The following is a 25,178-nucleotide window of genomic DNA, read 5'->3' on the forward strand; positions in this document are numbered from 1 at the left end:
GGTCGTCACACGACCGCTCCCTGACCGCCACCCACCCAGCGCCTCGCCATCGCGACCGACGCGTCCGGCCGCCGACCAGCCGCGCCACGGCCTGTCACGGCCTGTCACGGCCGGGCATCGGACGTGGCGGGAGGGCTGATCCCGGCGGCGCTCGCGGCGTTGGTCAGCAGGACGAGCGCCAGGTCGTCGGTGAACCGTCCGGCGTGAACCTGCACGCGGTGCAGGAGCTCGTCGAGGCAGGCGTCCGGACTTCCCTCACGCAAAGCGGCCTCGATGCGGGCAGTTGGTAGAAACTCGCCGGCTGTGTTCCGGGCCTCGGTGAGCCCGTCGGTGTAGAGCAGCAGGCGGTCGGATGGGTTCCAGCGGTGCATCGTGACATGGTCCGCCGGGCCGATGCCCAGGGGCAGGCAATGGTGCACCGCGAGCTCGTGCACGCCGTCGGCGGACGCCCGCAGCGGGGCGGGGTGTCCGGCCGCGACGACGGCCACCCTGTCGGGGCCGTTGATCTCGACGAAGACGGCAGTGGCGTAGCGCTCTACGTCCCAGAAAGGGGTGACGTACTCGTGGACGCGGCGGGCCACGGACACCAGATCCTCCTCGCTCGCGCCGTACTGCCGGAAGGCGCGGATGACGCGGGCAGCTTCGGTGACGGCGCCGACGCCCTTGCCACTGACATCACCGAGCAGGAAGCGCAGCCGGTTCCCCTCGGCGACGAAGTCGAAGAAGTCGCCCCCGACCTGCGCGGTGCCGGTCGCCGAGTGGTAGCGAGTCCCGATCCGGACGGGGCCCAGCGACTCGGGTAGCACGGGAAGCAACGCTTCCTGCGCCGCGCCGGCGATGCGGCGCGAGTCGCGCAGATCCGCCTCGCGGCCGGCCCTGATCACACTGACGATCACCGACAACGCACTGACCAAGGCGACGTTCAGGAGGATGACACCGTACTGGACACCGACGTCGTTCCACAGTCCCGAAACGGCCGCCAAAATCACCGCGGCGCCGGCAAACGCTGCAGTCGAGCGTGGCGTCAGCGCGGACGCGGCAAGCAGTGGTCCCAGCCCGAGGAGGCCAGTCAGTACCGCCACCCGAGGGCTGATCACCACGTCGGCCAGCGTCGTCAGCGCCAAGAGGGCGGCACTGGCCCAGCCGATCGTCCAGGACGACTGCCGGACGGTAGGTAGCACGCCCTCGGGCGCGGCGAAGACGGAACGGAGATGCAACCCTCGGCCTTGACCCTCCACGCTCGGGCTCAAGCCCACCATGCTGACAGCGCATTGTTGCGCCCCGCCGTCACCACCGCTGGCGTTTGGCGGAAACCAGTGAGAAGGCTGAGCTGGGCGAACGTCTCCAGCGGGGCATGGTCGGACGTCGTGCGACGAGCGGCATGGTCGGTCGAGCGCAGCCGGCTCACCGTGGCATACGAGCGACCCCAGGCAGAGGCAGGACGCAGCGTGGACAGGGCGCCTACAGGAGTTACCGAGTGGCGGCTCGAATGCCTGCAACAATCGCGGCGACGAGGAGGCCGAGGAGCAGTAACAGCAACACCACCGGGGCAAGCACCAGGACAAGCAGCAGGACCAGCACCGCGACCAACCTGAGCGGGACGCTGGCCCCCCACCACGCGCCCTTCATCGCCGCCCACACCGGGTTCTTTCCCAGCAGGTGAGCCTTCAGGCCCTCGAGGGCAGCTCTCCCGGTCGCGCCCTCGGAGGCCGCGTACTCGTCGACCTTGCGAATCCACTCGTCAACCTTGCGAGACAGTTTGGCAGCCGCGGCCTGCAGTGCTGCTTCCGCCAGGCGTCGCAGAGCGGGGACCACATCAGAGGAGACAGAGGCGCGCTGGACCTTGTCGCCTGCGAACTCTGATGACGTCATGCCGCCGCCCCTCAGCCCAGAGGATCTTGGTGTGATCCGCTGTCCTGGTTCAGGGTATGCCAAGCAGACGTGAAGACGAGGTGAAGGTGAAGCTCCTATCTGCACGGGGGAGCGTTCACGTCGGCACGGGCGCTCGGCGGCAGATGGACGCGTTGCCGTCTCAGGGCTGCGCGGGTTGGGAAAGGAGGCCCAGCGGCGGTGTCACCATCCGCTGGGCGGAGGTGGTGGCCTGATCCGAGGCGCGTATGGCCCGGCGCCGTCAGCCCCGCGGGCCGGGCCCGCGACGCGCTGACGCCGGCGGAGCACTCACGCGAGGTCGAGCACGCTGGGGTCGTCCGTCCAGATCGCCCGGGACACGGCCTCCGGGTATGCCGTCACCGCCGGCTCCACGTCGAAGAGGCGCGTCGTCAGACTGTCGGGGCGAGGGTCGAAGCGAGGCCACCCCGGGTCGCCGCTCGCAGCGAACCCGGTCCACGCCTCGCGCATCTGTTGCGAGACGGTCGTGGCCTCCGGCCCCGGCTCGCCGACGAGCAGCGCCGTCCGGCCGACGGTGAGGTTCCCGAAGACGAGCGGCACGTCGAGGCCATGGCAGGCACCGAGGACGCCACCCATCCCGGGTGCCTCCCAGGTCAGCTCGTAGAGGTGGGCCACCCCACCGGCGGCGTGCTGCGCCTCGGCGAGCCGCAGCGACGGCATACGGAAGAGCCAGTCGGACCGCACGACGTCGTAGAGCTCCTCCGGGTCCACGAAGGCCTCGCGGTAGCGCTGCGGGTCCGGACCGAAGCGGGCCGCGGCCTCGTCGGCCTGGGCCGGCGTGACGTGACCGAGCACCCCGGTCAGGGCGGAGAGCAGCCGCTGCTCGTGCCTCGTGTGCCCGACCAGGAGTGGAACCCTGCCGGTCAGGCCGCGCCACGGTGTCGTCGGGAGGACCTCGCCGTCGACCACTGGTGCGAGAGGGGTTCTCGCGTACGCGGCCAGACCCCACCGGTCGGCATACTGCCCGATCCTGGCCTGCACGGCGTCGACTGCGGCCGGCAGCAGGTGGGGTGGGACGGCGTCCAGCGCGACGGGCTCGACGCCGAGCTCGGCAGCGCAGACGCGGGTGACGTCGGCGGCGAGGGAGGGCGTGAGGTAGGTGCCCGGGACGCTCTGCGCGATGGCGCGCTGGAAGAGCCCCTGCGCCCGCGGCATGGCGAGCAGCGCGGCGACGGACCCGGCGCCCGCGGACTCGCCGAAGACCGTGACCAGCGCGGGGTCGCCGCCGAAGGCCGCGATGTTCTCGCGGACCCACTCGAGGAGGGCCACCTGGTCGAGCAGTCCCCGGTTGGCGGGTCGCCCTTCGACGAGGCCGAAGCCCTCGAAGCCGACCCGGTAGTTGAAGGTCACGAGCACGACACCGTGCGCGGCGAGGACCCTTCCGTCGTACTCCGGCAGGCCCGACGTCCCGAAGAGATAGGCACCGCCCTGGATCCACACCATGACCGGCAGACGCCCCTCGACGTCGGGCGACCAGACGTTGACGGTGAGCCACTCGTCGGGCGCTGCGGCCACGACAGAACCGCCCGCGCCTCATGCAGCGGACTGCGGCGGGGGAGGGCCGAATGCCAAGGCCTCGCGGGCTCCGCTCCACGTCCGCGCGGCCTCTGGCGGGCCGAAGCGCACCGGCAGCGAGGCGAACGGGATCCCGCGGAAGACCGCCGTGCCCGGGGCCCCTGCGGAGTCCCCGTCGTCGACCGTGCCTCGCACGGTCCCGGTGCTCAGGTCCACGTCGACGTGCATCTCTGGAGGGTCCCAAGCCGGCCGACCCGTGCGCCAGCGCTTTCTGTCCAGTCGACAGGCGCCGACACGGCTGCTGCACGCATGAGCGTCTGGCGATGACGCGCCACCGGACGCACCGCGCTGTTTGAGCACATTCGGTGGCGCGCCGCGACACCCCTTACCCAGCGCGCGACAGCACCGCGCCCCTGCCGCGTCCCTGCGTGGAAGACCTCGGACCGCGACCGGGCGAAGGCGGGGCGTAGGGAGTTCCCGTACCCCGGGGGGTATCTGTTAGGGTGTTCCGGACCCGCTCGACCGGAGGACACCGTGATCTTCACCCAGTACTACCTCGACTGCCTCTCCCAGGCGTCCTACCTGATCGCCGACGAAAGCACCGGCCAGGCCGTGGTCGTCGACCCTCGTCGCGATGTCGCGGAGTACCTGGCGGACGCCGAGGCGCGCCGCCTGACGATCGTCGGCATCGTCAACACCCACTTCCACGCCGACTTCGTGTCCGGCCACCTCGAGCTGGCCCGGGCCACCGGTGCGTGGATCGGCTACGGCGAGGGCGCCGTCACCGACTTCCCGGCGCGCTCGCTCGCCGACGGCGAGCGGATCTCGCTCGGCGACGTGACGCTCGAGATCATGACGACGCCCGGGCACACCCCCGAGTCCATCTCGGTCCTCGTCCACGAGCACGCCGACGACGACGTGGCCTACGGCGTCCTCACCGGGGACGCCCTCTTCATCGGGGACGTCGGTCGTCCCGACCTGCTCGCCTCCGTCGGCGTCACCGCCACCGAGCTCGGCCGGATGCTGTACGACTCCGTGCAGCACAAGCTCATGGGCCTGCCGGATGGCGTACGCGTGTTCCCGGCTCACGGCGCCGGCTCGGCCTGCGGCAAGAACCTCTCGACCGAGCGCCAGTCGACCATCGGCGAGCAGCGCCGCTTCAACTACGCCTGTCGACCGATGACCGAGGAGCAGTTCCTGGAGGTCGTCGCCGCCGGTCAGCCCACGGCGCCCGCGTACTTCGCCTACAACGCCACGCTGAACAAGCAGTCGCGTGGGCTGCGGGACCTCGACGCGACCGTGCCGGCACTCAGCGGCGTCGAGGTCGAGGCCGCCTTGGCCTGCGGCGCTCGCATCCACGACGCACGGGAGGTGCAGGAGTTTGCCTCGGCCCATCTACGCGGCTCGGTCAACGTGCCGGTCGACGGCCGGATGGCCGAGACGGTCGGCATGGTCTTCTCGCCCGAGAGCGAGATCGTCGTCATCGCCCCAGAAGGCCAGGAGCAGGAGGTGGCCACCCGCTTGGCCCGCATCGGCTACGACCACGTCGTCGGCTACGTGGCGGACGTCGAGGAGTACCTCCTGACGCACCAGGACCAGGTGACCCGGGCCAGCCGCCTGTCGGTCGCCGAGGTGGACGAGACTGCGGCTCAGGCCGACGTGCAGGTCGTCGACCTCCGCAACGCCGGCGAGCTGGAGGCCGGGATGCTCCCCGGTGCCCGACACATCCCGCTGGCCGAGCTGGGTCGCCGGGCCCACGAGCTCGACGCCGAGGGCCCCGTGGTCGTCTACTGCGCGGGCGGATGGCGCAGCTCGGTCGGCGCGAGCCTGCTGCGTGCCGGCGGCTTCACGGACGTCTCCGACATCCTCGGCGGCTACGGCGCCTGGGAGCTCGCCCACGCCGACGCCTCATGACCCCACTGGCCGCAACCCTCTCCTCGGGAGGGCCTACGCGTCCAGACCCCCTACTCGGGGCGGCTCGCCCAGAGTCGACCGGATGGGCCACGGTCCCGTAGTGAAGGAGCCGTGCATGACCGTGACCGCCACCATCGACGAGCTCGCCTCGGCTTCGATGCCCGCTCCGTCGACGGCGGTACCACGGCCTGGCAGACCTCGGGCCGGCCCGTCGTCACGGGCGCCCACGCGGGCGTCGCCTGACCGGCGTAGCTCGCCGGACGGCATACGCAAGCTTCCCGACACCCCAGCCCGACAGCCGCGCTCGTCCGCGCGGAACCTTCCCGGCACCCGCCGGCCACACCAAGGAGAACCATCATGTGTCGACCCGCCACCTGCCGGACCTGCGGCAAGACGACCTGGGCCGGTTGCGGCCAGCACGTCGACCAGGTCATGCGCAATGTCCCCGCCGCGCAGCGCTGCCCCGGCCACGACAGGAGCGAGTCCGCCTCCGGCGGGTTCCTGTCGCGGCTGTTCAACCGCTGACGCGACCACACACAGGACGAGAGGAGCGGCTCCGATGCTGATCGCCATCCCCCTGGGGATCGCCATCGGGCTGTCCCTCGGGGCGCTGGGCGGCGGCGGCTCGATCCTGACCGTGCCCGCCCTCGTCTACGTCCTCGCGCAGGACGCGCGGACGGCCACGACCAGCTCGCTCGTCATCGTGGGCCTCACCTCGTCGCTGGCCCTGGTGCCGCACGCGCGGGCGGGGCGGGTCCGCTTCACCCAGGGGCTCCTCTTCGGACTGCTCGGCACAGCCGGCTCCCTGGCCGGGTCCGCGTTGTCGGGCTCAGTGCGCCCCAGCAACCTGCTGACCGCCTTCGCGGCGCTCATGCTCCTCGTGGCCGCCCTGATAATCCGACGCGCCCACAGCGCGCGTCGCGACCTGGGACTCGCCATCGACCCCACGGTCGAGCCGATGCTCACCCTCCGGCCCTTCACGTGCGCCTGCCCACGGGTGGCCAAGGTTGTCGTGACGGCGACGGCGATCGGGCTCCTCACCGGCTTCTTCGGGGTCGGCGGTGGGTTCGCGCTCGTCCCGGCGCTCGTCCTCGCCCTCGGCTTCCCGATGCCGGTGGCCGTCGGCACCTCGCTGCTCGTCATCGCCGTCAACAGCGCCACCGCGCTCGCGGCACGCCTCGGCTCCGGCGGTGGCCACCTCGACTGGGCGCTCATCGGGGTCTTCACGGTCGCCGCCGTGGCCGGCAGCCTCGTCGGCGGGAAGGTCGTCGGCCGGGCCAACCCGCGCCACCTCACCCTCACCTTTGCCGGGCTGCTGGTCCTCGTCGCGCTCTACATCGGAGCCCGCTCGCTGGGGGTGGTGATCGGCTGATGGCGGCGCCAGTCCGCGTGGCCGGCCGCACACCGGAGCTCGTGCTCGGGCTGCGTCAGAACCTGCCCCAGTTCGTGCTGCTCGTGGCGGTCAACACCTTGGTCGGGGGAACGCTCGGCCAGGAGCGCGCACCGTCGTGCTGCTGCTGGGCAAGGCCGTCTTCGGACTGCCCGGCCACACCGCCGGTACCGCCCTCATCCTCGTCTTCGGCCTGGCCAAGGCGGCCACCATCTACCTCGCCGGCACCTGGATGGACCGGTTCGGTCGCAAGCCGGTGCTGGTGGCCGGCTGGATCATCGCGGTGCCGGTGCCCCTCCTGCTGGTCTGGGCGCCCTCCTTGGGCTGGGTCGTCGCGGCCAACGTGCGCCTCGGGGTCAGCCAGGGGATGACGTGGTCCACCGCGGTGGTGATGAAGATCGACCTCGTCGGCCCGCACCGCCGGGGGCTGGCGATGGGCTTCAACGAGGTCGCCGGCTACGTCGCGGTCGCCGTCACCGCCCTGGCCACCGGCTACATCGCCCAGGCCCACGGCCTGCGGCCCGAGCCGTTCTTCCTCGGAACCGCCTACGCGGCGCTCGGCCTAGGCCTGTCCTGCGCTGCGTCGTCACCGGGGCTGACAGTCGAGGCGGGCGCACCGGCAGGACCGCTCGCCAGCACATGAGTGGCTTCCTCGGGGCACATGCAGTCGGCATCGGCTCTGCACTCACCGCCAGGTGACCAGCTACGGGTGATCGGCGAGCAGGTCGCGCAACGCGGCTACGGGGACGACCTTCGCCGCCACGGCGGCGAAGATCTCGTCAATGGTGATCAGGGCGTCGGCCTGCAGACGCGCGACCGCCAGGTACTCGGCATCTCGCAGTGAGTCCCAGTCGTGGGCAACGGCGATGTCCCATGCGGTGCGTCGAGACACGCGGTCACCGAGCAGCCGAATCTTCAGTTCCGTGATCCGCTGATGAGTGTGCAGGGCCTCCTTCTCCGTCCGCCTGCCTGCCCTGACGTCCCGGAGCAGCTGTTCGAGGGCCTCGGAACGAATCGAGTTCGGGGCCACCAGCTGGTGGCTGGCGACGACGGGGAGGTCCTCGTCCGCGATGTGCAGCAGCGTCGGTGCGTCGATCACATAGCGGGCCATGCCACGAGGGTAGGTGCAGGCGTTCGGGCCGACCGGTCCACGTGCGGGGCGAGACCGGGCTGGAGCAGGTCCGGCTCGAGCGTGAAGCGCACCTGCTGCCCGGGCCGGGCCTGGGCGACGAGCGGCAGGTCGTGCGGGTGCACGACGGCGATGACCGGATAGCCGCCGGTCACCGGGTGATCCGCGAGGAAGATGACGGGCTGGCCGTCGGGGGGCACCTGCACGGCCCCCTCGACGAGGCCCTCCGACGGCAGCTCCTCGGTGCGGCTGCGTCGCAGCACGGGACCAGAGAGCCTGACACCCACCCGGTCCGAGTATCCCGTGACCTCGAATCGGCTGGTGCGCAGGGTGTCGAGGGCGTCGGCAGTGAACCAGTCGGCCCGGGGTCCGGGGGACACCCTGAGCACCGGCGTCACCGGCAGCGCGGCCACGGGGGCGACGTCGACGCCCGGGATCTGGCCGACCGCAGAGCCGAAGGTCAGGCGGTCGCCCTCGCGCAACCGTTGGGGGCCGAGATGGGCGAGCAGGTCGGTGGACCGCGCCCCGAGGATCGGTGTGACGGCCAGGCCGCCGCGAACGGCGAGGTACGTGCGCACGCCGCGCGACGGCATACCGACCTCGAGGGTCTGCCCGGCGGCGACGGCCACGGGCGCGTGCATGTCGCGGCAGCGGCCGTCCACCTCCACCGCGCAGGGGGCCCCGGCGAGGGCCACCGTGGTGGCTCGCTCGAAGCGCACGGCGAGCCCGCCGAAGGTGATCTCCAGCGCAGCGTCGCCCTCGGCATTGCCCACGAGCCGGTTGGCCAGACGGAGGCTCGGCCGGTCCGCGGCCCCGGAGCGGCCCACGCCGAGGTGTGCCAGGCCGGGGCGGCCGAGGTCCTGCACCGTCGTGAGCAGGCCACTGCGCAGCACCTCGATCATCGCCGCGCCTCGGTGAAGCGGACGCGCGTGCCGGGCGTCAGCAGGGCGGGCGGCTCACGGTCGAGGTCCCACAGCCGCGCCACCGTGCGGCCGATGAGCTGCCATCCGCCGGGCCCCTCACGGGGGTAGAGGCCGGTGAATCCCCCTGCCAGCGCGACGGATCCGGCGGGGACGCGCGTGCGTGGGGTGGAGCGCCGCGGCACGGAGAGCCGGGGGTCGCCACCGGCGATGTAGGGGAATCCGGGGGAGAAGCCGGTGAAGGCGACCGTGTGCGGGGCAGCCTGGTGCCGCCGAACCACCTCGGACGCGGGTATGCCGGTCAGCTCGGCGACCTCGGCAAGGTCCTCGCCGTCGTAGGTGACCTCGATGGTGACCTCAGAGCTCCGTGCCCCGTCGACGACACTCTCCAGATCGGTGCCTTTCACCGTCGCGGCCAGCCGGGCGTGCGACGTGGAGCCGTCGAAGGTCAGCAGCACCGTCCGGGCTGCCGGCACGAGGTCCACGACGCCCGCAGGTCGGTCCTGAACCAGCGCCCGGTGCAGCTGCATCACCTCTGCCAGGTCGTCGCACTCGACCAGCAGCCCGTGGTGCCCGGCGGGGAGGAAGCGCATCAGGCCGGTCCTCCGGTGAAGGGCCGCAGCTCGCCCCCCGCACACTCGAGGGCACGCCGGACGGCCTGGGCGATGCCCACCGCTCCGTCGGTGTCGCCGTGCACGCAGATCGAGCGCGCCTCGACCGTGGTGGTCGTGCCGTCGACGGTCTCGACCGTCGACTCCGTCGCGATCTGGACGCACCGGGCCGCGATGATCTCGGGGTCGTGGAGGACCTCACCGGGCTCACGTCGCGACACCAGCAGGCCGTCGACGAGGTCGCTGTTGGGGTCGACGGTTCTCCGCGTTCCCGGGACGGCGACCGCTTCGTCCACGAAAGGCCCGTCCACGCCAGGTACGTCCACTGCGGTCACGCCTCCTGTCTGGCCGCGGTGCGGCCACCGTCCTCGGGCTCGGGCTCGGGCTCGGGCGCGACGTGCACGTCAGCCATACACGTGGCCAGCGCCAGTCGACAGCAGCGGTCATCACAGAGACACTCGCTCACGCGCCGCTATCGTCTCAGTTCCCGTCGCTCGTGGGGAGTGGCGCGCGTTCCGGCCGGCGTAGCAGCCCGGACACCCGCCGGATCTCGGACTCCCGAGGGGCGGCGCTCGTCACCGGGCTCGGTTCGGGCTTCGCCACGATGACGGGCAACGCGGCGGGCCCTGTGATGACGCTCTACCTCGTCGGGCAGGGCATCGAGAAGCGCCGGTTCCTCGGCACGGGTGCGCTCTTCTTCGGGGTGAACCTGCGCAAGGTGCCCTTCAGCGCAGGCCTCGGCCTCTTCACCGCAGCGACGGTGTGGCGCACCGTCGTCCGGCCGCCGTTCGTCCTGCCGGGTGCCTGGGTCGGCCGGGACGTGGCGCGCTTCGCTAGCCGTGGCCGGCCGTGGTCACTGAGGGCTTTCTGAGGTCTTCTGCGTGGCGCACGAGCGTCCGACTGCGCCCATGCTGGGTGAGACCGAGCACCACCGCACTCGTCGAGGAGGACGTCGTGACCCTCACTGCTCGCCCCACTCCCGCCTGGCTCCTGCCGCAGGACTGCCGGCTCGCCGACCTGCTCGAGGTCCTGGCCGACCGGACCCGCATCGAGGAGCATCCCCACGCCTCGCGTCTCGAGGGGCAGGTGCCCGTCTACGCGGCCGCCCGCCTGGTGGCCGCAGCCACGGCCGGTGCGGAGAGCCGGCGCGACGTCCTCGGGGAGATCGCACGCGGACTCGCGGACGGGCCCGGCATCATCGTTGTCGAGGGAGCCTTCGAGGCGGAGGTCGTCGACCGCGTCACCGCCGCGTTCGAGGCGACGATCGACGAGCAGCGTTCGGCCGGAACGGCGTCGGGCGACCACTTCGCCAAGCCCGGTGCCAACGACCGCGTCTGGAACGCCCTCGAGAAGCTGGCGGTGGCGGACCCTGAGGCCTTCGTCGACTACTACGCCAACGACGTCCTCGCCATCGCCGCCACGGCCTGGCTCGGCCCCGGCTACCAGGTCACCTCGCAGGTCAACGTCGTCAACCCGGGCGGTGCGGGCCAGACCGTGCACCGCGACTACCACCTCGGCTTCCAGAGCGACGAGACGTGCGCTCGCTACCCGGCGCACGTGCACGCGCTCTCGCAGGCGCTGACGCTGCAGGGCGCGGTGGCGCACTGCGACATGCCCGTCGAGTCCGGGCCGACGCTCTACCTGCCGCACAGCCAGAAGTATGCGTACGGCTACGTCGCCTACCAGCGGCCCGAGTTCCAGGAGTACTTCGTCGCCCACCACGTCCAGCTGCCGCTGGCCAAGGGGGACGCCGTCTTCTTCAACCCCGCGCTGTTCCACGCGGCCGGGACGAACCGCTCCGCCGGCATACGGCGCATGGCGAACCTGCTGCAGGTCTCGTCGGCGTTCGGCCGGACGATGGAGACGGTGGACCGGCAGCGGGTCGTCGAGGCCGTCTACCCGACGCTCCTGGCGCGCAGGGCCGCCGGGATGGGGGAGCGGGCCCTGGCGAACGCCGTGGCCGCCGGCGCCGAGGCGTACGCGTTCCCGACGAACCTCGACCGCGACCAGCCGGTCGGCGGCATGGCACCACCGAGCCAGGCCGACGTCGTGGCCCACGCACTCGCCGAGGGCAGCGACCCCGCGGAGCTGCACCGACGCCTCGACGCGCAGGCCGACGCCCGCCGCTCGCACTGACTCGACATCCGGGTCGATGTATTCCGGGATCACCGGTGACCGCGGAATACATCGAATGCCCCGCCGTCAGAGGGTGAAGGCGTCGCGGAAGCGCTTCAGGGCGAGCTCGGGGTCGACCGACGCCCAGGCCTCGAGGCCCACGGTGCCGCGGTAGCCCATCTCCGCAAGGGCCCGCGCCACCGCGGGGTAGGCGATCTCGCCGGTGCCGGGCTCACGGCGTCCGGGCACGTCGGCGACCTGGACCTCGCCGATCCACGGCAGGGCACGGCGGCACAGCTCGATGAGGTTCCCCTCGCCGATCTGCGCGTGGTACAGGTCGAGCATGAGCCGCAGGTGCGGGCTGTCGACCGACTCGACGAGCGCCAGGCAGTCGGCTGCGCGCGCGAAGGGGACGCCTGGGTGGTCGACCTCGGTGTTGAGGTTCTCGAGGACGAACTCGACGCCCTCGCGCTCGCCGAGGTCTGCGACGCGGCTGAGGGTCTCGCGGGCCTGCAGCCACATCGCGCCGGACACCTCAGGCGCCGGCCGTGCCGGGAGCCCCTTGTCATCGAGGCCGGTGCCGTGCAGGTTGAGCCGCGGGATGCCGAGCCGCTTCGCGACCGGCACCGACTCCGCGGCCGTCTCGAGCAGCTCGTCGGCGCCCTCGCGGTCGGACAGGCGTCCACGGACGTAGCCGGTCATGGAGGAGTAGGCGACGCCCTCCTCGCGCAGCGTCTCCAGCGCGTCGACGTCGTGGCGTGTCCAGTCCCAGATCTCCACGGCGAAGCCCAGCTCGTGGATCCTGCGGACCCGGTCGACCACCGGCAGGTCGAGGAACACCATCTCGGAGCAGACAGCGAGGGTGAAGGGGCCGGCGGTGGCGCCGGGCGCGGCGGTCATGCGACGGCCCCCCGGTGTGCCTCGCGGTCGGCGTCGCGGATCGCGACGGTCGACCCGGTCTGGACGGCCTCGATGCAGGCGAGAGCGATGCGCAGGGCGGCGCGGGCGTCCTGCCCATTCACCGGCGGAGGGCTGCCGGCACGCACGGCCGTGCAGAAGGCGGCCAGCTCGGCGGCATACGCGTCGGCGAAGAGGTCGGTGTCCCTGCGTGCCGTCGGCCCGCGCACGCCGTCCGTGGTCCAGAGGCTCGTCGTGAGGTGGGCCGGGCTGCCCGCCTGCACCATGCCGGCCGGTCCGAACACCTCGCCGCGGACGTCGTAGCCGTAGGCCGCCGAGAAGCTCGCCTCGGCGACGCCGATGGCTCCGTTGTCGTAGCGGATCGTGACCACCGCGGTGTCGAGCAGGCCGGCTGCCTTGAAGTCCGGTGCGACGAGGGCGTCGGCCATGACCGACACCTCGACAGCACGAGCCCCCGCGTTGAACCAGTTGAGCGTGTCGAAGTCGTGGATGAGCGTCTGGGTGAAGATGGTCCACGGCGGCACCGCGCCGGGGTCGGCGAGGCCCGGATCGCGGGTCACCGAGCGCAGCAGCTGCGGGGTGCCGATGCGTCCCGCGGCGACGGCGTCGTGCGCCCACGCGAAGTCGCGGGCGAACCGGCGGTTGAAGCCCACCTGCAGGGGTATGCCGGCTGCCTCCGCCGCGGCGACGGCGCGGTCCGCGTCGGTGAGGGTCATCGCCATCGGCTTCTCGACGAAGGCCGCCTTGCCGGCGTGAGCGGCGGCGACGACGAGGTCGGCGTGGGCAGTGCTGGCGCAGGTGATGGCGACGGCCTCGATGCCGGGGTTGTCGATGAGGGACTGCGGGTCGGTGAGCCAGTCGACGCCGAGGTCCTCGCCGAGGCGTCGTGCCGAGGCCTCGACAGGGTCGGCGACCGCGACGAGCTCGGCCTGGTGCAGGTGGCGGGCGAGGGTGGTGGCGTGGTGGGTGCCGATGCGGCCGGCGCCGATGAGACCGATGCGCAAGGGCTCTTTGGCAGTCACGGTGGAACTCCTTCACTGGGGCACTAGAGCGCTCTAGTCACGATGGTGAGGCTTATCGGCAGGGATGGTCAAGAGGTTGTCGCAGGATCGTTCTGGAGCGCTCTAGACTCCTGTCCATGGCGACCGGACGCGTGACCATGGAAGACGTGGCCGCGAGGGCCGGCGTGTCGAGGGCTCTCGTGTCGATCGTCTTCCGAGGCGCTGCCGGCGCCTCCGAGGAGACCCGCGCCCGCGTGCTGGCCGCGGCAGGCGAGCTCGACTACCGGCCGGACACCCGGGCCAGCAGGCTCGGGCGTAGTCGCACGCGGATGCTCGGTGTCACCTTCGCCGTCGGCCATGCCTTCCACGGTGAGGTGCTCCGCAGCCTCTACGCCGAGGCCGACGCCGCCGGCTACGAGATCGTCCTGAGCGGTGTCACCCCCGAGCGGTCGGACGCGCACGCGGTCGACACGTTGCTCGCCGAGCGGTGCGAGGGCCTGCTCCTGGTCGGCAGTGGCCTCGCATCCGGCGCGATGGCGCGTCTGGCCCAGCAGGTGCCCGCCGTGAGTGTGCTGCGGAAGGTCCGCGCAGCGGGGGTGGGGGTGGTGCGGACCGATGACGCACTCGGCCTGCGGCTGGCGGTCGAGCACCTGCGTCAGCTGGGACACGAGCGGATCGCCCTGCTCGACGGGGGTCGCGCGCCGGGCGCTGCCGAACGTCGGCAGGGCTTTGGGCGCGGTACCGCTGGCTGGGCCGGTTCGCGCGCGACTCTCCTGCCCGGAGGCCTGACGGAGCTGGACGGAGCGCGGGCGGCAGAGGCGTTCCTCGAGCTCCGGGCGGGGCGGCCCACTGCCGTCACCGCGTTCAACGACCGGTGCGCCCTGGGTTTCGTCGACGCCGTGCGACAGGCGGGGCTGCGGGTGCCCCGAGACGTCTCCGTCGTGGGTTTCGACGACATCGAGCAGGCCGGCTACCCGCACGTGGCCCTGACCACGGTCCGCCAGGAGGCCGCGCGGTTGGGGGCTGAAGCCGTTCACACCGTGACGTCGCGCCTCGAGGACGAAGCGGCGACCCACCCCGCCTCCAGCACAGTCCTCGAACCCACGCTGGTCGTCCGCGCCAGTACAGCGCCGCCACGCGGCTGAGCACCGTCGCGCGCTCTGTTCCCCGTGCCGCACGAGGGCGACTCGCTCGCGCTCCGCCGCGACGCGGACCCCGAGGTCGTCGAGCACCTCGGGACGCGCACCAGCTACACCTACCAGGTCGAGGCCTTCGCCGCTGCGTCCGCCACGGTGCCCCAGTCCTGACGGACGCCGAGTGGTCGGGTGGCAATGCGGAGATCGTCGATCCCGCCCACCGCGCAGCCGGGTTTCTCTCGCGGGACCCGCTTTCCCGTGCGGCGCCCCAAGGTGGACGGGGGTCCGACTCAGGAGTAGAAGGCCGGCTTCTCGATCATCTCGACCTCGACGACCCCGTCGTCCGTGAGCGCCGTGACGCCGGCGTCGCAGACGCACGCCGCGGCATACCCGTCCCACGACGTGGAGCCCGTGTGCTCTCCGCGGGCCACAGCGTTGATCCACTCCTGGACCTCGGTCACGAAGGCGCCCCAGAAGCGGTCGTTGTGGTCCCGGGTGATCGAGTTGCGGTGGCCGGCGGCATCGCGCACCTCGACGGCGTTCTGGTCGGCCAGCGACACGGTGCCCTTCTCGGCGACGGCCTCGCAGCGGATGTCGTAGCCGAACTGGCAGTTGACGAAGATCTCGTCGTCGACGCGCACGCCGGACTGGGTCTCGAGGATCAGCACGAGCGGGTCCTGCAGGTGCTCGAAGCGCAGCGAGGTCTTCTTCGGCTTGTCGACGCGCGCCGAGACGAACTCCTCGCCGAGCAGCCAGCGCATCGTGTCGACCTCGTGGATGGCGGTGTCGTTGATCGCCATGTCCCACGTGTAGTGCTGCGGCACAGTCGGATTGCGGTGGGCGCAGTGGACCATGAGCGTCTCGCCGAGCTCACCGGAGTCCAGCAGCGCCTTCATCTGCCGGTAGCTGCGGTCGAAGCGGCGCATGAAGCCCACGGTCACGAGGCGCCGGCCAGCGGCCTGCTCGGCCTCCATGATCCGCAGCGCGGCCCCGGCGGTCGGCGTCAGTGGTTTCTCGCAGAAGACCGGTTTGCCCGCCGCGATCGCCGCCAGCACGTCGACCTCATGCGCGGGGCCGTAGCTGCAGATCATCACGGCGTCCACCTCGTCGGCGCCGATGAGCTCGGCCGAGGAGGCGTATGCCGTCCCGCCGATCCGCTCGGCGACCTCCTTGGCGCGCACCTCGTCGACGTCACTGACCGCGACGACGCGGCCGCCGCCGATGACGGTGTGGATCCGGTCGATGTGGGCCTGGCCCATGCCACCGGGGCCGATCATGCCGATGCGAACAGTCATGTCGTGGGGCTCCTTGGTCACGTGGGGCTCAGCGGAGGCCGAGGCCGATGGAGGCGAGGTACTCGCGGGTCTGGATGGCGTTGGGGAGGGGGTAGGACGGGTCGCAGGGGTACATGTCCTGCTCGCACACGACGTAGAGCTCCTTGTCGAGGTCGGCGAGGGCCTCGACGAGCGACGGCATGTCCGGCGCGCCCGCGGGCGGGGCGACCGAGCATCCCTTGGCGACCGCGAGACCGAAGGGCCAGTCCTCGTCGTGTGCCTGCTTGACCAGTTGCTCGTCCATCGCCTTGATGTGGACGTAGGAGATGCGCTCGGGATACCTGCGGCACAGCTCCACCGGGTCGCCGCCGCCGTAGACGACGTGGCCGGTGTCGAGGCAGAAGCCGACGTAGTCGGGATCGGTCGCCTGGAAGATGCGGTCGATGTCCTCAGGTGTCTCGATGTGGCTGTCGCCGTGCGGGTGCAGCACCATCTGCAGGCCGTAGTCCTCCTTGATGATGCGACCGAGGCGGTCGGCGTTGCCGATGTAGGTGTTCCAGGCCTCCGTCGACAGGACGCGGTCGTCCGTGAACTCCCATGTCTTGTCGTCGCGGAAGAGTGGCGGCAGGTGCACGATGTACTGCGCCCCGACGGCGGCGTGCGTCTCGGCGATCTCGCGGAACGTCTTCTCCGTGTCGGCCCAGGCCTCGGGCTTGTGCAGGACGCCCCAGCCGGTGCCCGCCACCACTGTGAAGCCGCGCTTGTCCATCTCCTCCTGCAACCGCTTCGGGTCCTTGGGGAAGTAGCCGAACGGCCCCGTCTCCATCATCGAGAAGCCGGCCTCGGCCATCTCGTCCAGTGCGGTCTCCCAACGGATCTGCTTGTCGTCCTCGGGAAACCAGACACCCCACTGGTCGGGACACACGCCGATCGTCAGCTTGCTGTAGCGCTCGTCGGTGTTGCGGGCCTTGGACTCGGCCATGGTGCTTCCTCTCGCTTCCTCGGGCTGCGGCTGCGTCGCCGCGGGTCACCCGGTGGTCTGGTGGCGGGCGGCACTGCGCCCGGCTGCGACGGCGCGTGCTGCCGCCGCCGCCTCGAAGTGGAGGCCGACGTGGCCGATGCGCGCCTCGTCGTACCGCAGCTCGCGGCCGTCGTGCGCGCGCAGCGTGAAGCCTCCCGGCTGGTAGAAGGGCCCGTCGATGTGCAACGTCGCGGCCGAGCCGACGACCGTCGCCGTCCTCGGGGTGTCGCCGAGGATCGTCGCGAACAGCGACGCCACGCCGCCCGACGACGACCGCGCCGAGACGGCGATCTGTCCCTCGACCCCGTCGGGGCTGAGCTCCGTCGGAGCCGGCGTCACGACCTCGTGGACCTCGTTGAAGTCGCCGAGCACCCATCGGGCGAACCACAGCGGGTACGTCAGCAGGTCGTACCGCGGACCGCCGAGCAGGTCGGCGCGCATGATTCGGTGCCCGGGCCCGAAGCGCTCACCGAGGTCGGCCTGCACCGAGTGCACGGTACCGAGGGCGCCGGCGTCGAGCAGCTGCCGGATGACGTCGAACTTCGGCAGGTAGGCCGACCACAGCGCCTCCATGAGGAAGAGCGCTCGCGTCGAGGCCAGAGCCTCGAGCTCGGCCACCTGCGCCGCCGAGATGCCCATCGGCTTCTCGACGACCGTCGCCTTGCCCGCCTCCAGCGCGAGGCGCCCGTGCGGCAGGTGCAGGTGGTGCGGCGTCGCGGCGTAGACGACGTCGACGTCCGGGTCGGCGACGAGCGCCTCGTAGGAGCCATATGCCGCCGGGCGCTCCATCGGCCACCCTGTCTCGACCCCGGTGTTGCGCTCGACGAAGGCGTCGGCGAACGTGTCGGCGCCCTGACGAGTCCGCGACCCGACGGCGAACACGCGCTGACGGGTGTGCCGCACCATGGCGTCGCAGAAGCGCTGCGCGATCCAGCCCGTCCCGAGGACGCCCCAGCGCAGCGGCGGGGCCTCCATGGGGTCCGGGACACGTGACGCGGGCAGCGCCCTGGGGAACGACATCGGTCCGGAAGTCCCTGCGGCTCAGTCGTTCTGCGGGAAGCCGAGGTTGAGGCCGCCGTGGCTCGGGTCGAGCCAGCGCGACGTCACGACCTTGCCACGGGTGAAGAAGTGGACGCCTTCGATGCCGTGCGCGTGCGTGTCACCGAAGAGGGAGTTCTTCCAGCCGCCGAACGAGTAGTACGACACGGGCACGGGGATCGGCACGTTGACGCCGACCATGCCGACCTCGACGTTGCGCTGGAACGTGCGCGCCGCGCCGCCGTCGTTGGTGAAGATCGCGGTGCCGTTGCCGTAGGGGTTGGCGTTGATGAGCTCGAGCCCCTCGTCGTAGGAGTGGACCCGCACCACCGACAGCACGGGGCCGAAGATCTCGTCGTCGTACACCGACATCCCGGGCTTGACGTTGTCGAAGAGCGTCGGCGCCAGGAAGTAGCCCTCGCCGTCGGAGTCGAAGTCGCTCTCGCGGCCGTCGACGACGAGGGTCGCGCCGTCGGCCACGCCGGAGTCGAGGTAGCCGGCCACCTTGTCGCGGTGCTGCTTCGTGACGAGGGGGCCCATGTCGCAGCCGCGCCTGCCGTCGCCGGTGACGAGCTTGCCCATCCGGTCCTTGATCTTGCCGATCAGCTCGTCGGCGATCGGCTCGACGGCGACGAGCGCCGAGATGGCCATGCACCGCTCACCGGCCGAGCCGAAACCGGCGTTGACGGCGGCGTCGGCGGCGAGGTCGAGGTCGGCGTCGGGCAGCACGAGCATGTGGTTCTTCGCGCCTCCGAGGGCCTGGACCCGCTTGCCGTGGGCGGTGCCGGTCTCGTAGACGTACTTCGCGATCGGTGTGGACCCGACGAACGACACCGACTTGACGTCGGGGTGCGTCAGCAGGGCGTCGACGGCCTCCTTGTCGCCGTTCACGACCTGCATGACGCCGTCGGGCAGGCCCGCCTCCTTCCACAGCGCCGCGATGGCGAGGGCCGCCGACGGGTCCTTCTCCGAGGGCTTCAGCACGACGGCGTTGCCGCAGGCGATGGCGATCGGGATGAACCACAGCGGCACCATGGCCGGGAAGTTGAACGGGGAGATGACGGCCACGACCCCGACCGGCTGGCGGATCGAGTAGACGTCGACGTTGGTCGAGGCGTTCTCGGTGAAGCCGCCCTTGAGCAGGTGCGGGATGCCGCAGGCGAACTCCGCGACCTCCAGGCCGCGGGTGACCTCGCCGACCGCGTCGGAGAGGACCTTGCCGTGCTCGGCTGTGATGAGGGCGCCGATCTCGTCCTTGCGGGCGTTGAGCAGCTCGCGGAAGGCGAAGAGCACCTGGGCGCGCCTGGCGAGCGAGGCGTCGGCCCACGCCTCCCAGGCCGCGGCGGCCGTCTTCACGGCCTCGTCGACCAGCGACGCGGAGGCGAGGTCGAGGATGCCGGTCTGCTCGCCGGTCGCGGGGTTGAAGACGGGGGAGGTGCGCTCGGAGGTGCCGTTCCAGGGCCGGCCCTCGAGGAGGTGGGTGATGCGGGTGGGGGTGCTCATGCTGGGTCCTTCAGGTGAGACAGAGGGGTGTGCCGGGTGGCGGGGTTCAGGGGGAGACGAGCGTGGGAGCGGTAGCCCACTTGTCGAGGTAGGAGCGGATCGTGTCGCGCATGTAGGTGCTGGACTCGCGGGCGCGGTCCTCCCAGGCGAAGACGCAGGAGGTGACGATGCCGTCGAAGCCGATGCGCTCGAGGCCGGAGAAGAACTGGCCGAAGTCGACCTCGCCCTGTCCGATGTCGAGGTGCTGGTGCACGGTGACCTGCGAGCCGGGCGGGTTGACGATGTAGCGCAGCCCCGAGGAGGCGGTGTGGTCGTAGGCGTCGGCGACGTGGACCATGGTCAGCAGGTCGCCGGCCCTGTCCATGATCCCGTCGCAGTCGTTGCCCTGGTGGAAGGTGTGCGGCGCGCAGTAGAGGAAGCTGACGGCGGGGGAGTTGATCCCGCGGACGATGTCGACGGCGCGCTTGCCGTCCTCCTCCCAGTCGTCGGGGTGCGGCTCGAGCACGAGCCGGATGCCCTCCTTCTCGAAGACGGGCAGCAGCTCGTCCATCGAGCGCCAGAACATCCGCTCGCAGACGGCGGCCTGGCGGGGGTTGCCGTTGAGCTCGGAGTTCATGGTGTCGACGCCGAGGTCGGAGGCGATCTGGATGGCCCGCTTCCAGTAGCGGACGGCTGCCTGGCGGTCCTCCTCGTCGGGGCCGGACCACCGGAAGAGCGGCAGCACCGAGGAGACGCCGACGCCCGCCTCGGCGAGGGTCTTGCGGAAGGACGCCACCCCGGCGTCGTCGACACGCGGGTGGTTGAAGAAGGGGATGAAGTCGTCGCGGGGTGACAGCTCGATCCACTGGTAGCCGAGCCCGGCCACGAGGCCGGGCAGCTCGAGCAGCGGCGTCGTCCGAAACATGTAGGGGTCGAGGGCGAGCTTCATGACGAGGACTCCGGGGCTGAGGGGATACCGGTGGGCATGACGAGCGGACGCTGGCCGGCCTTGTGGTCGAGGTACTCGCGGTAAGCCGTCTGCGTCGTCTCGATGTCGCTGACCTGCGAGACCGGCACGTCCCACCACGACGCGCTGTCGGGGGCGTAGACCCTCGGGTCGGTCTCGACGTGGATGACGACCGGTCCGCCGTCGGACGGCCACGCCTTGGCCTCCTTGATCGCCTGGTGCAGCTCGCCGACCGAGTGCACCTCGATGACGTGGGCGCCGAGCGAGCGGGCGTTGGCGGCGAGGTCGACCGGCAGCACGTCGCCGTCGAGGCGCCCGGAGCCCTCGCTGCGGAACCGGTAGCTCGTGCCGAAGCGCTGCGAGCCGAGCGACTCCGAGAGTGACCCGATCGAGTGGAAGCCGTGGTTCTGGACGAGCACGACGATGACCTTGACCCGCTCCTGCACGGCGGTCACCAGCTCGGTCGGCATCATGAGGTAGCCGCCGTCGCCGACCATGGCGAAGACGTCGCGCGACTCGTCGGCGAGGCGCACGCCGATCGATGCCGGCACCTCGTAGCCCATGCAGGAGTAGCCGTACTCGACGTGGTAGGCCTTGCGGTCGCGCACCCGCCAGAGCTTGTGGATGTCACCGGGCATCGAGCCGGCAGCGCAGAGCACGACGTCACGCGGGTCCATGAGCTCGTTGACGGCGCCGAGCACCTGGCCCTGTGTCATCAGCCCGCCGGCCAGCTTGTCCGTCACCTCGGTCGGTGGGTGGAAGGCGCCCTCGACGGCCGCGTCCCACTCGGCCCACAAGGCACCCTGGCGCTCCCGGTAGGTGTCGTCGACGGCATACCCGTCGAGGGCCTCGGTCAGGGCGGTGAGCGCCTCACGGGCGTCGGCGACGACCGACAGGCCGGCGTGCTTGCCGGCGTCGAAGCGGGCGACGTTGACGTTGACGAAGCGAACGGCACCGTGTCGGAAGGCAGTCCGCGACGCGGTCGTGAAGTCGCTCCACCGCGTGCCGATGCCGACGACGACGTCGGCCTCGGCGGCGAGGGCGTTGGCCGCGGTCGTGCCGGTCGACCCGATCGCCCCCATCTGCTGGGGATGGCCGTGGGGGAGCGAACCCTTGCCGGCCTGCGACTCCCCGACGGGGATGCCGGTGGCGTCGCAGAACGCCCGGAGCGCGTCCTCGGCGCCGGAGTAGTGCACGCCGCCGCCGGCGACGACGAGCGGACGCTTCGCCGACCGGATGACCTCTGCGGCGTCGGCGATGTCCACGGCCTCGGGCACCGGACGTGCCACGCGCCACACGCGCGGCGCGAAGAGCTCGACCGGCCAGTCGAAGGCCTCGGCCTGCACGTCCTGCGGCAGTGCGAGCGTCACGGCGCCGGTCTCGACCGGGTCGGTGAGGACCCGCATCGCCCCGAGCAGCGCGGACGGCAGCTGCTCGGGCCGGGTGACGCGGTCGAAGAACCTCGACAGCGGCCGGAAGGCGTCGTTGACGGTGACGTCGCCGGCATACGGCTGCTCCAGCTCCTGCAGCACCGGGGCGCTCACGCGCGTTGCGAACGTGCCGGACGGCAGCAGCAGCACCGGGATCCGGTTGATCGTCGCGAGAGCCGCACCCGTCAGCATGTTCGTCGAGCCGGGCCCGATCGACGCCGTGCAGGCCCATGTCTGGAGCCGGTCCTTCTGGCGGGCGTAGGCCACGGAGGTGTGCACCATGGCCTGCTCGTTCCGGGCCAGGACATAGGGCAGGCGTTCGACGGAGTCATGACTGCCCGCGAGCTCGTTCTGCAGCAGCGCCTGGCCGATGCCGGCGACGTTGCCGTGGCCGAAGATGCCGAAGCAGCCGGCGAAGAGCTTCTGCCTCTGCCCGTCGCGCTCGCTCCACTGGTTCGCGAGGAACCGCACGACGGCCTGGGCGACGGTGAGCCGCACCGTCGAGGCGGTCTGCTGGTCGTTCCGCGTCATCGGGTGCCTCCAAGCGGTAGCCGGGGGTCGACCTGCTGGGCCGGCCACGTGTCGCGGACCCAGCCGTGCGCCGGGTCGTCGCAGATCAGCCAGGCGCGTTCCTCACCGGGGCCGGCCATGACGTTGAGGTAGTAGAGGTCGTAGCCGGGCGCGGCCATCGCCGGGCCGTGCCAGCCGTGCGGGACGAGGACCACGTCGCCGGAGCGGACCTCGGCCAGCACCTCGATCGGCCGGTGCTCCGTGCCGTAGACCCGCTGGTAGCCGACGGGATCCGTGGTCGCGGCCTCGGGCGAGCCCGCCTCGGGCGCCACCTGGAAGTAGTAGATCTCCTCGAGCTGCGTCTCCTCGTCCGGCCGCTCCTCGTCGTGCTTGTGCGGCGGCCATGAGCTCCAGTTGCCGGCGGGCGTGACGACCTCGCAGGCGATGATCGAGTCGGCGTCGAGCACGCCCGGGGTGCCGAAGTTGCGCACCTCCCGCGAGGCGATCCCGGCACCGCGCAGCTCGACGGGAACCTCGCCGGCCGAGACGTGCCGGAACGGGAACCGTGCCTGCGCCGACGCGGTCAGGGCGAAGACGACCGCCACCCGTGCGTCGCCCACGGCGGTCACCGAGAGCGTGGACCCCGCCGGCACGTAGGCCACGTCGGTCGGGCCGGCGAAGACCGACGCCCGACCGTCGAGCTTCGCCTCGTCGCGGCCCTCGGCGCGCTCGGCCACCACGGCGACCGACCCGGACAACGGCACGACGACGTGCTCGCGGTGCCCCGCCTCGAAGGTGCGCGTCTCGCCGTCGGCCAGCCGGCCGGCATACAACCCGGTGTGCTCCCAGCCGGACGCGTCCGGCTCGACGACGACGTCCCAGCCGTCGCGCGACGTGCTCCCGTGCGGACGGTGCCAGCTCATGGCGCACCTCCGTCGGCGCCGTGCACGAGGCCGGCCGCGATGTCGACCGCCGCGGCCACGTCCTCGTCGGGCGGGAAGAGCAGGGCGCGGCCCACGACGAGGCCGCGGACCGCGGGCAGCGCCAGCGCGTGGCCCCACGAGGCGTACGTCTCCTCGGGATCGCCCTGCGGGTCGCCGCCGAGCAGGAGGGTGGGCAGCGTGGTCGCGTCCATGACCCGGTCGAGCTCGTCGACGACGGGCAGCTTGAGCCACGTGTAGGCACTCGACGCGCCGAGGCCGGCGGCGATGTGGACCGACTTGATCGTCGAGTCGGGGTCGAGCTGGTTGACGACCCGACCCTCCTGACGGACGGAGAGGAACGGCTCGACCATGGCCAGAAGCCGCTGCTCGGCGAGCTCCGTGACGGCCTGCGCGCTCGCTGCCAGCGTCGCGACCGTGCCGGGGTCGTCGAGGCAGATGCGGGTCAGCATCTTGCCGCCGTCGAGGCCGCGCGCGGCGATCTCGGCCGCGGTGTAGGCCGTGAAGCGGTCGTCGAGCTCGAAGCTGGCCCCCTGAAGGCCACCGCGGTTCATCGAGCCGATCGCGACCTTGCCCTCGAGTGCACCGAGAAGGAGCAGGTCGTCGAGGACGTCGGGGGTGCCGAGCACGCCGTCGACACCGGGTCGCCCGAGCGCGGTGACGAGGCGCTCGAGCAGGTTGCTGCGGCTCGCCATGGCGGCACCCACGCCTCGCACCCCGAGGGCGCCCCGAGCGGGGTGGTCGGCCGCGAGGAGGAGCAGGCGGCCGTCCTCGCGCACGAGTGGGCGCCGCTCTCGGGCGGCCCAGGCGGCCGCGATGCGCTCGGGCTCGCGCACCCGGATCTCGGTGAGGTCGGCCACCCGGACACTCGGGCTCACGGGAGTGGTGGTCATCGTGCCTCCTCGGCGACGGTGGCGAACGGTGCGGCGTCCGGGGCCCCGCCGGCCAGGCGCTCGTCGACCTCGGCGGAGGTCGGCATGGCGGTGGAGCACTCGAGCCTGCCCGCCACGATCGCACCGGCGACGTTGGCGAACGTGAGGACGCGCTGCAGGTCCCAGCCCTCGAGCAGGCCGTGGCACAGCGCCCCGCCGAAGGCGTCGCCCGCGCCGAGGCCGTTGACGACGTCGACGGGGAAGGGCGCCACCTCGACTCGCTCCTCGCGGGTCGCGGCCAGCACCCCCTTGGGGCCCTGCTTGACGATGGCCAGCTCGACGCCGCGCTCGAGCAGGGCATCGGCCGCCCGCTGCGGGTCGGTCTCGCCGACGGCGACCTCGCACTCCTCGCGGTTGCCGACAGCCACGGTCACGTGCTCGAGGGCGCGGCCGACCTGCTCGCTCGCCTCGGCGGCGCTCGACCAGAACATCGGGCGGTAGTCGAGGTCGAGCACGGTGTGGGTGCGGTGCCCGCGCGCCTCCCAGCCGCGGAAGTGCGCCGAGCGGCTCGGCTCCTGGGAGAGGCCGGTCACGGTCGACCAGTAGATGCCGGCCTCCCGGATGGCCTCCAGGGGCATCTCGTCGGGCTCGACCATGAGGTCGGGTGCGATGGGGTAGCGGTAGAACCACAGCGGAAAGTCGTCGGGCGGGAAGACCTCGCAGAAGGTGACCGGCGTGGGCGGGCCGGTGACGGCCGAGACGAAGGTGTCGTCGACGCCGAAGCCGCGCAGCGCCGCGTGGACGTAGCGGCCGAACGCGTCGTGCCCCGTGCGGGTGATGAGCGCGACGCGGTGCCCGTGCCTGGCCGCCGCGACGCTGACGTTGGTGGCGCTGCCGCCGAGGAACTTCTGGAAGGTGTCCACCTCCTCGAGGCCGACGCCGTGCTGCAGCGGGTAGATGTCGACGCCGGTGCGGCCGATCGCGACGACGTCGTACGCGGTGTCGTATGCCGTGTCGCCGGGTGCCGCGGCGGACGCGCCGGCGGGTGCCGTGGTCGGTGGGGTGCTGGGAGTGCTCATCGTGGTG

Annotated in this window: 24 protein-coding genes and 2 pseudogenes; 8 read left to right on the forward strand and 18 right to left on the reverse strand. The window is 71.8% G+C overall.

Annotated elements, in window-relative coordinates:
- Positions 1 to 104: 104 nt before the first annotated feature.
- The 3 genes and pseudogenes from ABD194_RS16085 to ABD194_RS16095 form a co-directional block, all read right to left on the reverse strand.
- Positions 105 to 1,250 carry a PP2C family protein-serine/threonine phosphatase gene (locus ABD194_RS16085; RefSeq protein ID WP_343993158.1) on the reverse strand — a complete coding sequence of 382 codons (1,146 nt, stop codon included), beginning with the start codon at positions 1,248 to 1,250 and terminating at the stop codon, positions 105 to 107.
- Positions 1,251 to 1,470: 220 nt separating this feature from the next.
- Complete coding sequence (locus ABD194_RS16090; RefSeq protein ID WP_343993160.1) at positions 1,471 to 1,872, reverse strand: hypothetical protein; 402 nt, start codon at positions 1,870 to 1,872, stop codon at positions 1,471 to 1,473.
- A gap of 306 nt (positions 1,873 to 2,178) precedes the next feature.
- A pseudogene (locus ABD194_RS16095) lies at positions 2,179 to 3,651 on the reverse strand (carboxylesterase/lipase family protein).
- 306 nt (positions 3,652 to 3,957) lie between these two features.
- Here ABD194_RS16095 and ABD194_RS16100 point away from each other — a divergent pair.
- The 4 genes and pseudogenes from ABD194_RS16100 to ABD194_RS16115 form a co-directional block, all read left to right on the forward strand.
- Complete coding sequence (locus tag ABD194_RS16100) at positions 3,958 to 5,337, forward strand: MBL fold metallo-hydrolase (RefSeq protein ID WP_343993162.1); 1,380 nt, start codon at positions 3,958 to 3,960, stop codon at positions 5,335 to 5,337.
- Positions 5,338 to 5,694: 357 nt separating this feature from the next.
- Entirely contained in the window at positions 5,695 to 5,862 is a 168-nt protein-coding gene (locus tag ABD194_RS16105) for a hypothetical protein (protein ID WP_343993164.1), read from the forward strand.
- 34 nt (positions 5,863 to 5,896) lie between these two features.
- The gene (locus ABD194_RS16110; RefSeq protein WP_343993166.1) at positions 5,897 to 6,709 is read left to right on the forward strand and encodes a sulfite exporter TauE/SafE family protein; all 813 of its coding nucleotides are present in this window, start codon (positions 5,897 to 5,899) and stop codon (positions 6,707 to 6,709) included.
- Positions 6,709 to 7,310, forward strand: a pseudogene (locus ABD194_RS16115) (MFS transporter); the annotation flags it as partial. The gene ABD194_RS16110 and the pseudogene ABD194_RS16115, both read left to right, overlap by 1 nt.
- A 120-nt stretch (positions 7,311 to 7,430) precedes the next feature.
- On the opposite strand, the gene ABD194_RS16120 reads toward ABD194_RS16115, so the two are convergent.
- The 4 genes from ABD194_RS16120 to ABD194_RS16135 are packed head-to-tail and all read right to left on the reverse strand — an operon-like array spanning position 7,431 to position 9,683.
- Positions 7,431 to 7,838, reverse strand: coding sequence for a hypothetical protein (locus ABD194_RS16120; protein ID WP_343993168.1), 408 nt, complete (start codon positions 7,836 to 7,838; stop codon positions 7,431 to 7,433).
- Positions 7,823 to 8,758, reverse strand: a complete 936-nt coding sequence (locus ABD194_RS16125) for a 5-oxoprolinase subunit C family protein (protein WP_343993171.1) — start codon at positions 8,756 to 8,758, stop codon at positions 7,823 to 7,825. Before ABD194_RS16125 ends, ABD194_RS16120 begins: the two co-directional genes overlap by 16 nt.
- Positions 8,755 to 9,369 (reverse strand): 5-oxoprolinase subunit B family protein, encoded by a 615-nt coding sequence (locus tag ABD194_RS16130; protein WP_343993173.1) that lies wholly within the window; start codon positions 9,367 to 9,369, stop codon positions 8,755 to 8,757. Before ABD194_RS16130 ends, ABD194_RS16125 begins: the two co-directional genes overlap by 4 nt.
- On the reverse strand, positions 9,369 to 9,683 hold the full coding sequence (locus tag ABD194_RS16135; protein WP_343993175.1) for a LamB/YcsF family protein: 315 nt from the start codon (positions 9,681 to 9,683) through the stop codon (positions 9,369 to 9,371). Before ABD194_RS16135 ends, ABD194_RS16130 begins: the two co-directional genes overlap by 1 nt.
- 200 nt (positions 9,684 to 9,883) lie before the next feature.
- Between ABD194_RS16135 and ABD194_RS16140 the strand changes: the two genes are divergently transcribed.
- Entirely contained in the window at positions 9,884 to 10,258 is a 375-nt protein-coding gene (locus ABD194_RS16140; protein WP_343993177.1) for a hypothetical protein, read from the forward strand.
- Between the two features lie 83 nt (positions 10,259 to 10,341).
- Positions 10,342 to 11,523 carry a phytanoyl-CoA dioxygenase family protein gene (locus ABD194_RS16145; protein ID WP_343993179.1) on the forward strand — a complete coding sequence of 394 codons (1,182 nt, stop codon included), beginning with the start codon at positions 10,342 to 10,344 and terminating at the stop codon, positions 11,521 to 11,523.
- A 66-nt stretch (positions 11,524 to 11,589) separates the two neighbouring features.
- Here ABD194_RS16145 and ABD194_RS16150 read toward each other — a convergent pair whose 3' ends face one another.
- Complete coding sequence (locus tag ABD194_RS16150) at positions 11,590 to 12,402, reverse strand: TIM barrel protein (RefSeq protein ID WP_343993180.1); 813 nt, start codon at positions 12,400 to 12,402, stop codon at positions 11,590 to 11,592.
- Positions 12,399 to 13,442: a Gfo/Idh/MocA family oxidoreductase gene (locus ABD194_RS16155; protein ID WP_343993182.1), complete on the reverse strand. Its 1,044-nt coding sequence runs from the start codon at positions 13,440 to 13,442 to the stop codon at positions 12,399 to 12,401. The genes ABD194_RS16150 and ABD194_RS16155 overlap by 4 nt, the downstream gene beginning before the upstream one ends.
- A 116-nt stretch (positions 13,443 to 13,558) precedes the next feature.
- On the opposite strand from ABD194_RS16155, the gene ABD194_RS16160 reads away from it, so the two are divergent.
- Complete coding sequence (locus ABD194_RS16160; protein WP_343993184.1) at positions 13,559 to 14,566, forward strand: LacI family DNA-binding transcriptional regulator; 1,008 nt, start codon at positions 13,559 to 13,561, stop codon at positions 14,564 to 14,566.
- Between the two features lie 24 nt (positions 14,567 to 14,590).
- Complete coding sequence (locus ABD194_RS16165) at positions 14,591 to 14,728, forward strand: hypothetical protein (protein WP_343993186.1); 138 nt, start codon at positions 14,591 to 14,593, stop codon at positions 14,726 to 14,728.
- A gap of 119 nt (positions 14,729 to 14,847) precedes the next feature.
- On the opposite strand, the gene ABD194_RS16170 is transcribed toward ABD194_RS16165, so the two are convergent.
- The 9 genes from ABD194_RS16170 to iolC all read right to left on the reverse strand — a co-directional run bounded on the left by ABD194_RS16170 (position 14,848) and on the right by iolC (position 25,171).
- Positions 14,848 to 15,852 (reverse strand): Gfo/Idh/MocA family protein, encoded by a 1,005-nt coding sequence (locus ABD194_RS16170; protein ID WP_343993188.1) that lies wholly within the window; start codon positions 15,850 to 15,852, stop codon positions 14,848 to 14,850.
- 28 nt (positions 15,853 to 15,880) lie between these two features.
- Positions 15,881 to 16,813 carry a TIM barrel protein gene (locus ABD194_RS16175; RefSeq protein ID WP_343993190.1) on the reverse strand — a complete coding sequence of 311 codons (933 nt, stop codon included), beginning with the start codon at positions 16,811 to 16,813 and terminating at the stop codon, positions 15,881 to 15,883.
- A gap of 45 nt (positions 16,814 to 16,858) precedes the next feature.
- The gene (locus ABD194_RS16180) at positions 16,859 to 17,827 is read right to left on the reverse strand and encodes a Gfo/Idh/MocA family protein (protein ID WP_343993192.1); all 969 of its coding nucleotides are present in this window, start codon (positions 17,825 to 17,827) and stop codon (positions 16,859 to 16,861) included.
- 66 nt (positions 17,828 to 17,893) lie between these two features.
- Positions 17,894 to 19,393 carry a CoA-acylating methylmalonate-semialdehyde dehydrogenase gene (locus ABD194_RS16185; protein WP_343993194.1) on the reverse strand — a complete coding sequence of 500 codons (1,500 nt, stop codon included), beginning with the start codon at positions 19,391 to 19,393 and terminating at the stop codon, positions 17,894 to 17,896.
- 46 nt (positions 19,394 to 19,439) lie between these two features.
- A complete protein-coding gene (locus tag ABD194_RS16190; protein WP_343993196.1) occupies positions 19,440 to 20,321 on the reverse strand; it encodes a sugar phosphate isomerase/epimerase family protein in 882 nt (293 codons plus the stop codon).
- Positions 20,318 to 22,300, reverse strand: a complete 1,983-nt coding sequence (gene iolD, locus ABD194_RS16195; RefSeq protein WP_343993198.1) for a 3D-(3,5/4)-trihydroxycyclohexane-1,2-dione acylhydrolase (decyclizing) — start codon at positions 22,298 to 22,300, stop codon at positions 20,318 to 20,320. The genes ABD194_RS16190 and iolD overlap by 4 nt, the downstream gene beginning before the upstream one ends.
- Positions 22,297 to 23,202 carry a 5-deoxy-glucuronate isomerase gene (gene iolB, locus ABD194_RS16200; RefSeq protein ID WP_343993200.1) on the reverse strand — a complete coding sequence of 302 codons (906 nt, stop codon included), beginning with the start codon at positions 23,200 to 23,202 and terminating at the stop codon, positions 22,297 to 22,299. Before iolB ends, iolD begins: the two co-directional genes overlap by 4 nt.
- The gene (locus ABD194_RS16205) at positions 23,199 to 24,113 is read right to left on the reverse strand and encodes a Cgl0159 family (beta/alpha)8-fold protein (RefSeq protein ID WP_343993202.1); all 915 of its coding nucleotides are present in this window, start codon (positions 24,111 to 24,113) and stop codon (positions 23,199 to 23,201) included. Before ABD194_RS16205 ends, iolB begins: the two co-directional genes overlap by 4 nt.
- Positions 24,110 to 25,171 (reverse strand): 5-dehydro-2-deoxygluconokinase, encoded by a 1,062-nt coding sequence (iolC, locus tag ABD194_RS16210; RefSeq protein ID WP_343993204.1) that lies wholly within the window; start codon positions 25,169 to 25,171, stop codon positions 24,110 to 24,112. The genes ABD194_RS16205 and iolC overlap by 4 nt, the downstream gene beginning before the upstream one ends.
- Positions 25,172 to 25,178 lie beyond the last annotated feature (7 nt).

Origin of the sequence: Terrabacter terrae (assembly GCF_039529575.1) — a bacterium.
GTDB classification, from domain to species: Bacteria; Actinomycetota; Actinomycetes; order Actinomycetales; family Dermatophilaceae; genus Terrabacter; species Terrabacter terrae.

Coding starts and splice junctions, on each gene's coding strand:
- ABD194_RS16090 (WP_343993160.1), bottom strand. CDS start 1,872: ATGACGTCATCAGAGTTCGCAGGCGACAAGGTCCAGCGCGCCTCTGTC.
- ABD194_RS16105 (WP_343993164.1), top strand. CDS start 5,695: ATGTGTCGACCCGCCACCTGCCGGACCTGCGGCAAGACGACCTGGGCC.
- ABD194_RS16110 (WP_343993166.1), top strand. CDS start 5,897: ATGCTGATCGCCATCCCCCTGGGGATCGCCATCGGGCTGTCCCTCGGG.
- ABD194_RS16120 (WP_343993168.1), bottom strand. CDS start 7,838: ATGGCCCGCTATGTGATCGACGCACCGACGCTGCTGCACATCGCGGAC.
- ABD194_RS16125 (WP_343993171.1), bottom strand. CDS start 8,758: ATGATCGAGGTGCTGCGCAGTGGCCTGCTCACGACGGTGCAGGACCTC.
- ABD194_RS16130 (WP_343993173.1), bottom strand. CDS start 9,369: ATGCGCTTCCTCCCCGCCGGGCACCACGGGCTGCTGGTCGAGTGCGAC.
- ABD194_RS16150 (WP_343993180.1), bottom strand. CDS start 12,402: ATGACCGCCGCGCCCGGCGCCACCGCCGGCCCCTTCACCCTCGCTGTC.
- ABD194_RS16160 (WP_343993184.1), top strand. CDS start 13,559: ATGGCGACCGGACGCGTGACCATGGAAGACGTGGCCGCGAGGGCCGGC.
- ABD194_RS16170 (WP_343993188.1), bottom strand. CDS start 15,852: ATGACTGTTCGCATCGGCATGATCGGCCCCGGTGGCATGGGCCAGGCC.
- ABD194_RS16175 (WP_343993190.1), bottom strand. CDS start 16,813: ATGGCCGAGTCCAAGGCCCGCAACACCGACGAGCGCTACAGCAAGCTG.
- ABD194_RS16180 (WP_343993192.1), bottom strand. CDS start 17,827: ATGGAGGCCCCGCCGCTGCGCTGGGGCGTCCTCGGGACGGGCTGGATC.
- ABD194_RS16185 (WP_343993194.1), bottom strand. CDS start 19,393: ATGAGCACCCCCACCCGCATCACCCACCTCCTCGAGGGCCGGCCCTGG.
- ABD194_RS16190 (WP_343993196.1), bottom strand. CDS start 20,321: ATGAAGCTCGCCCTCGACCCCTACATGTTTCGGACGACGCCGCTGCTC.
- iolD (WP_343993198.1), bottom strand. CDS start 22,300: ATGACGCGGAACGACCAGCAGACCGCCTCGACGGTGCGGCTCACCGTC.
- iolB (WP_343993200.1), bottom strand. CDS start 23,202: ATGAGCTGGCACCGTCCGCACGGGAGCACGTCGCGCGACGGCTGGGAC.
- ABD194_RS16205 (WP_343993202.1), bottom strand. CDS start 24,113: ATGACCACCACTCCCGTGAGCCCGAGTGTCCGGGTGGCCGACCTCACC.
- iolC (WP_343993204.1), bottom strand. CDS start 25,171: ATGAGCACTCCCAGCACCCCACCGACCACGGCACCCGCCGGCGCGTCC.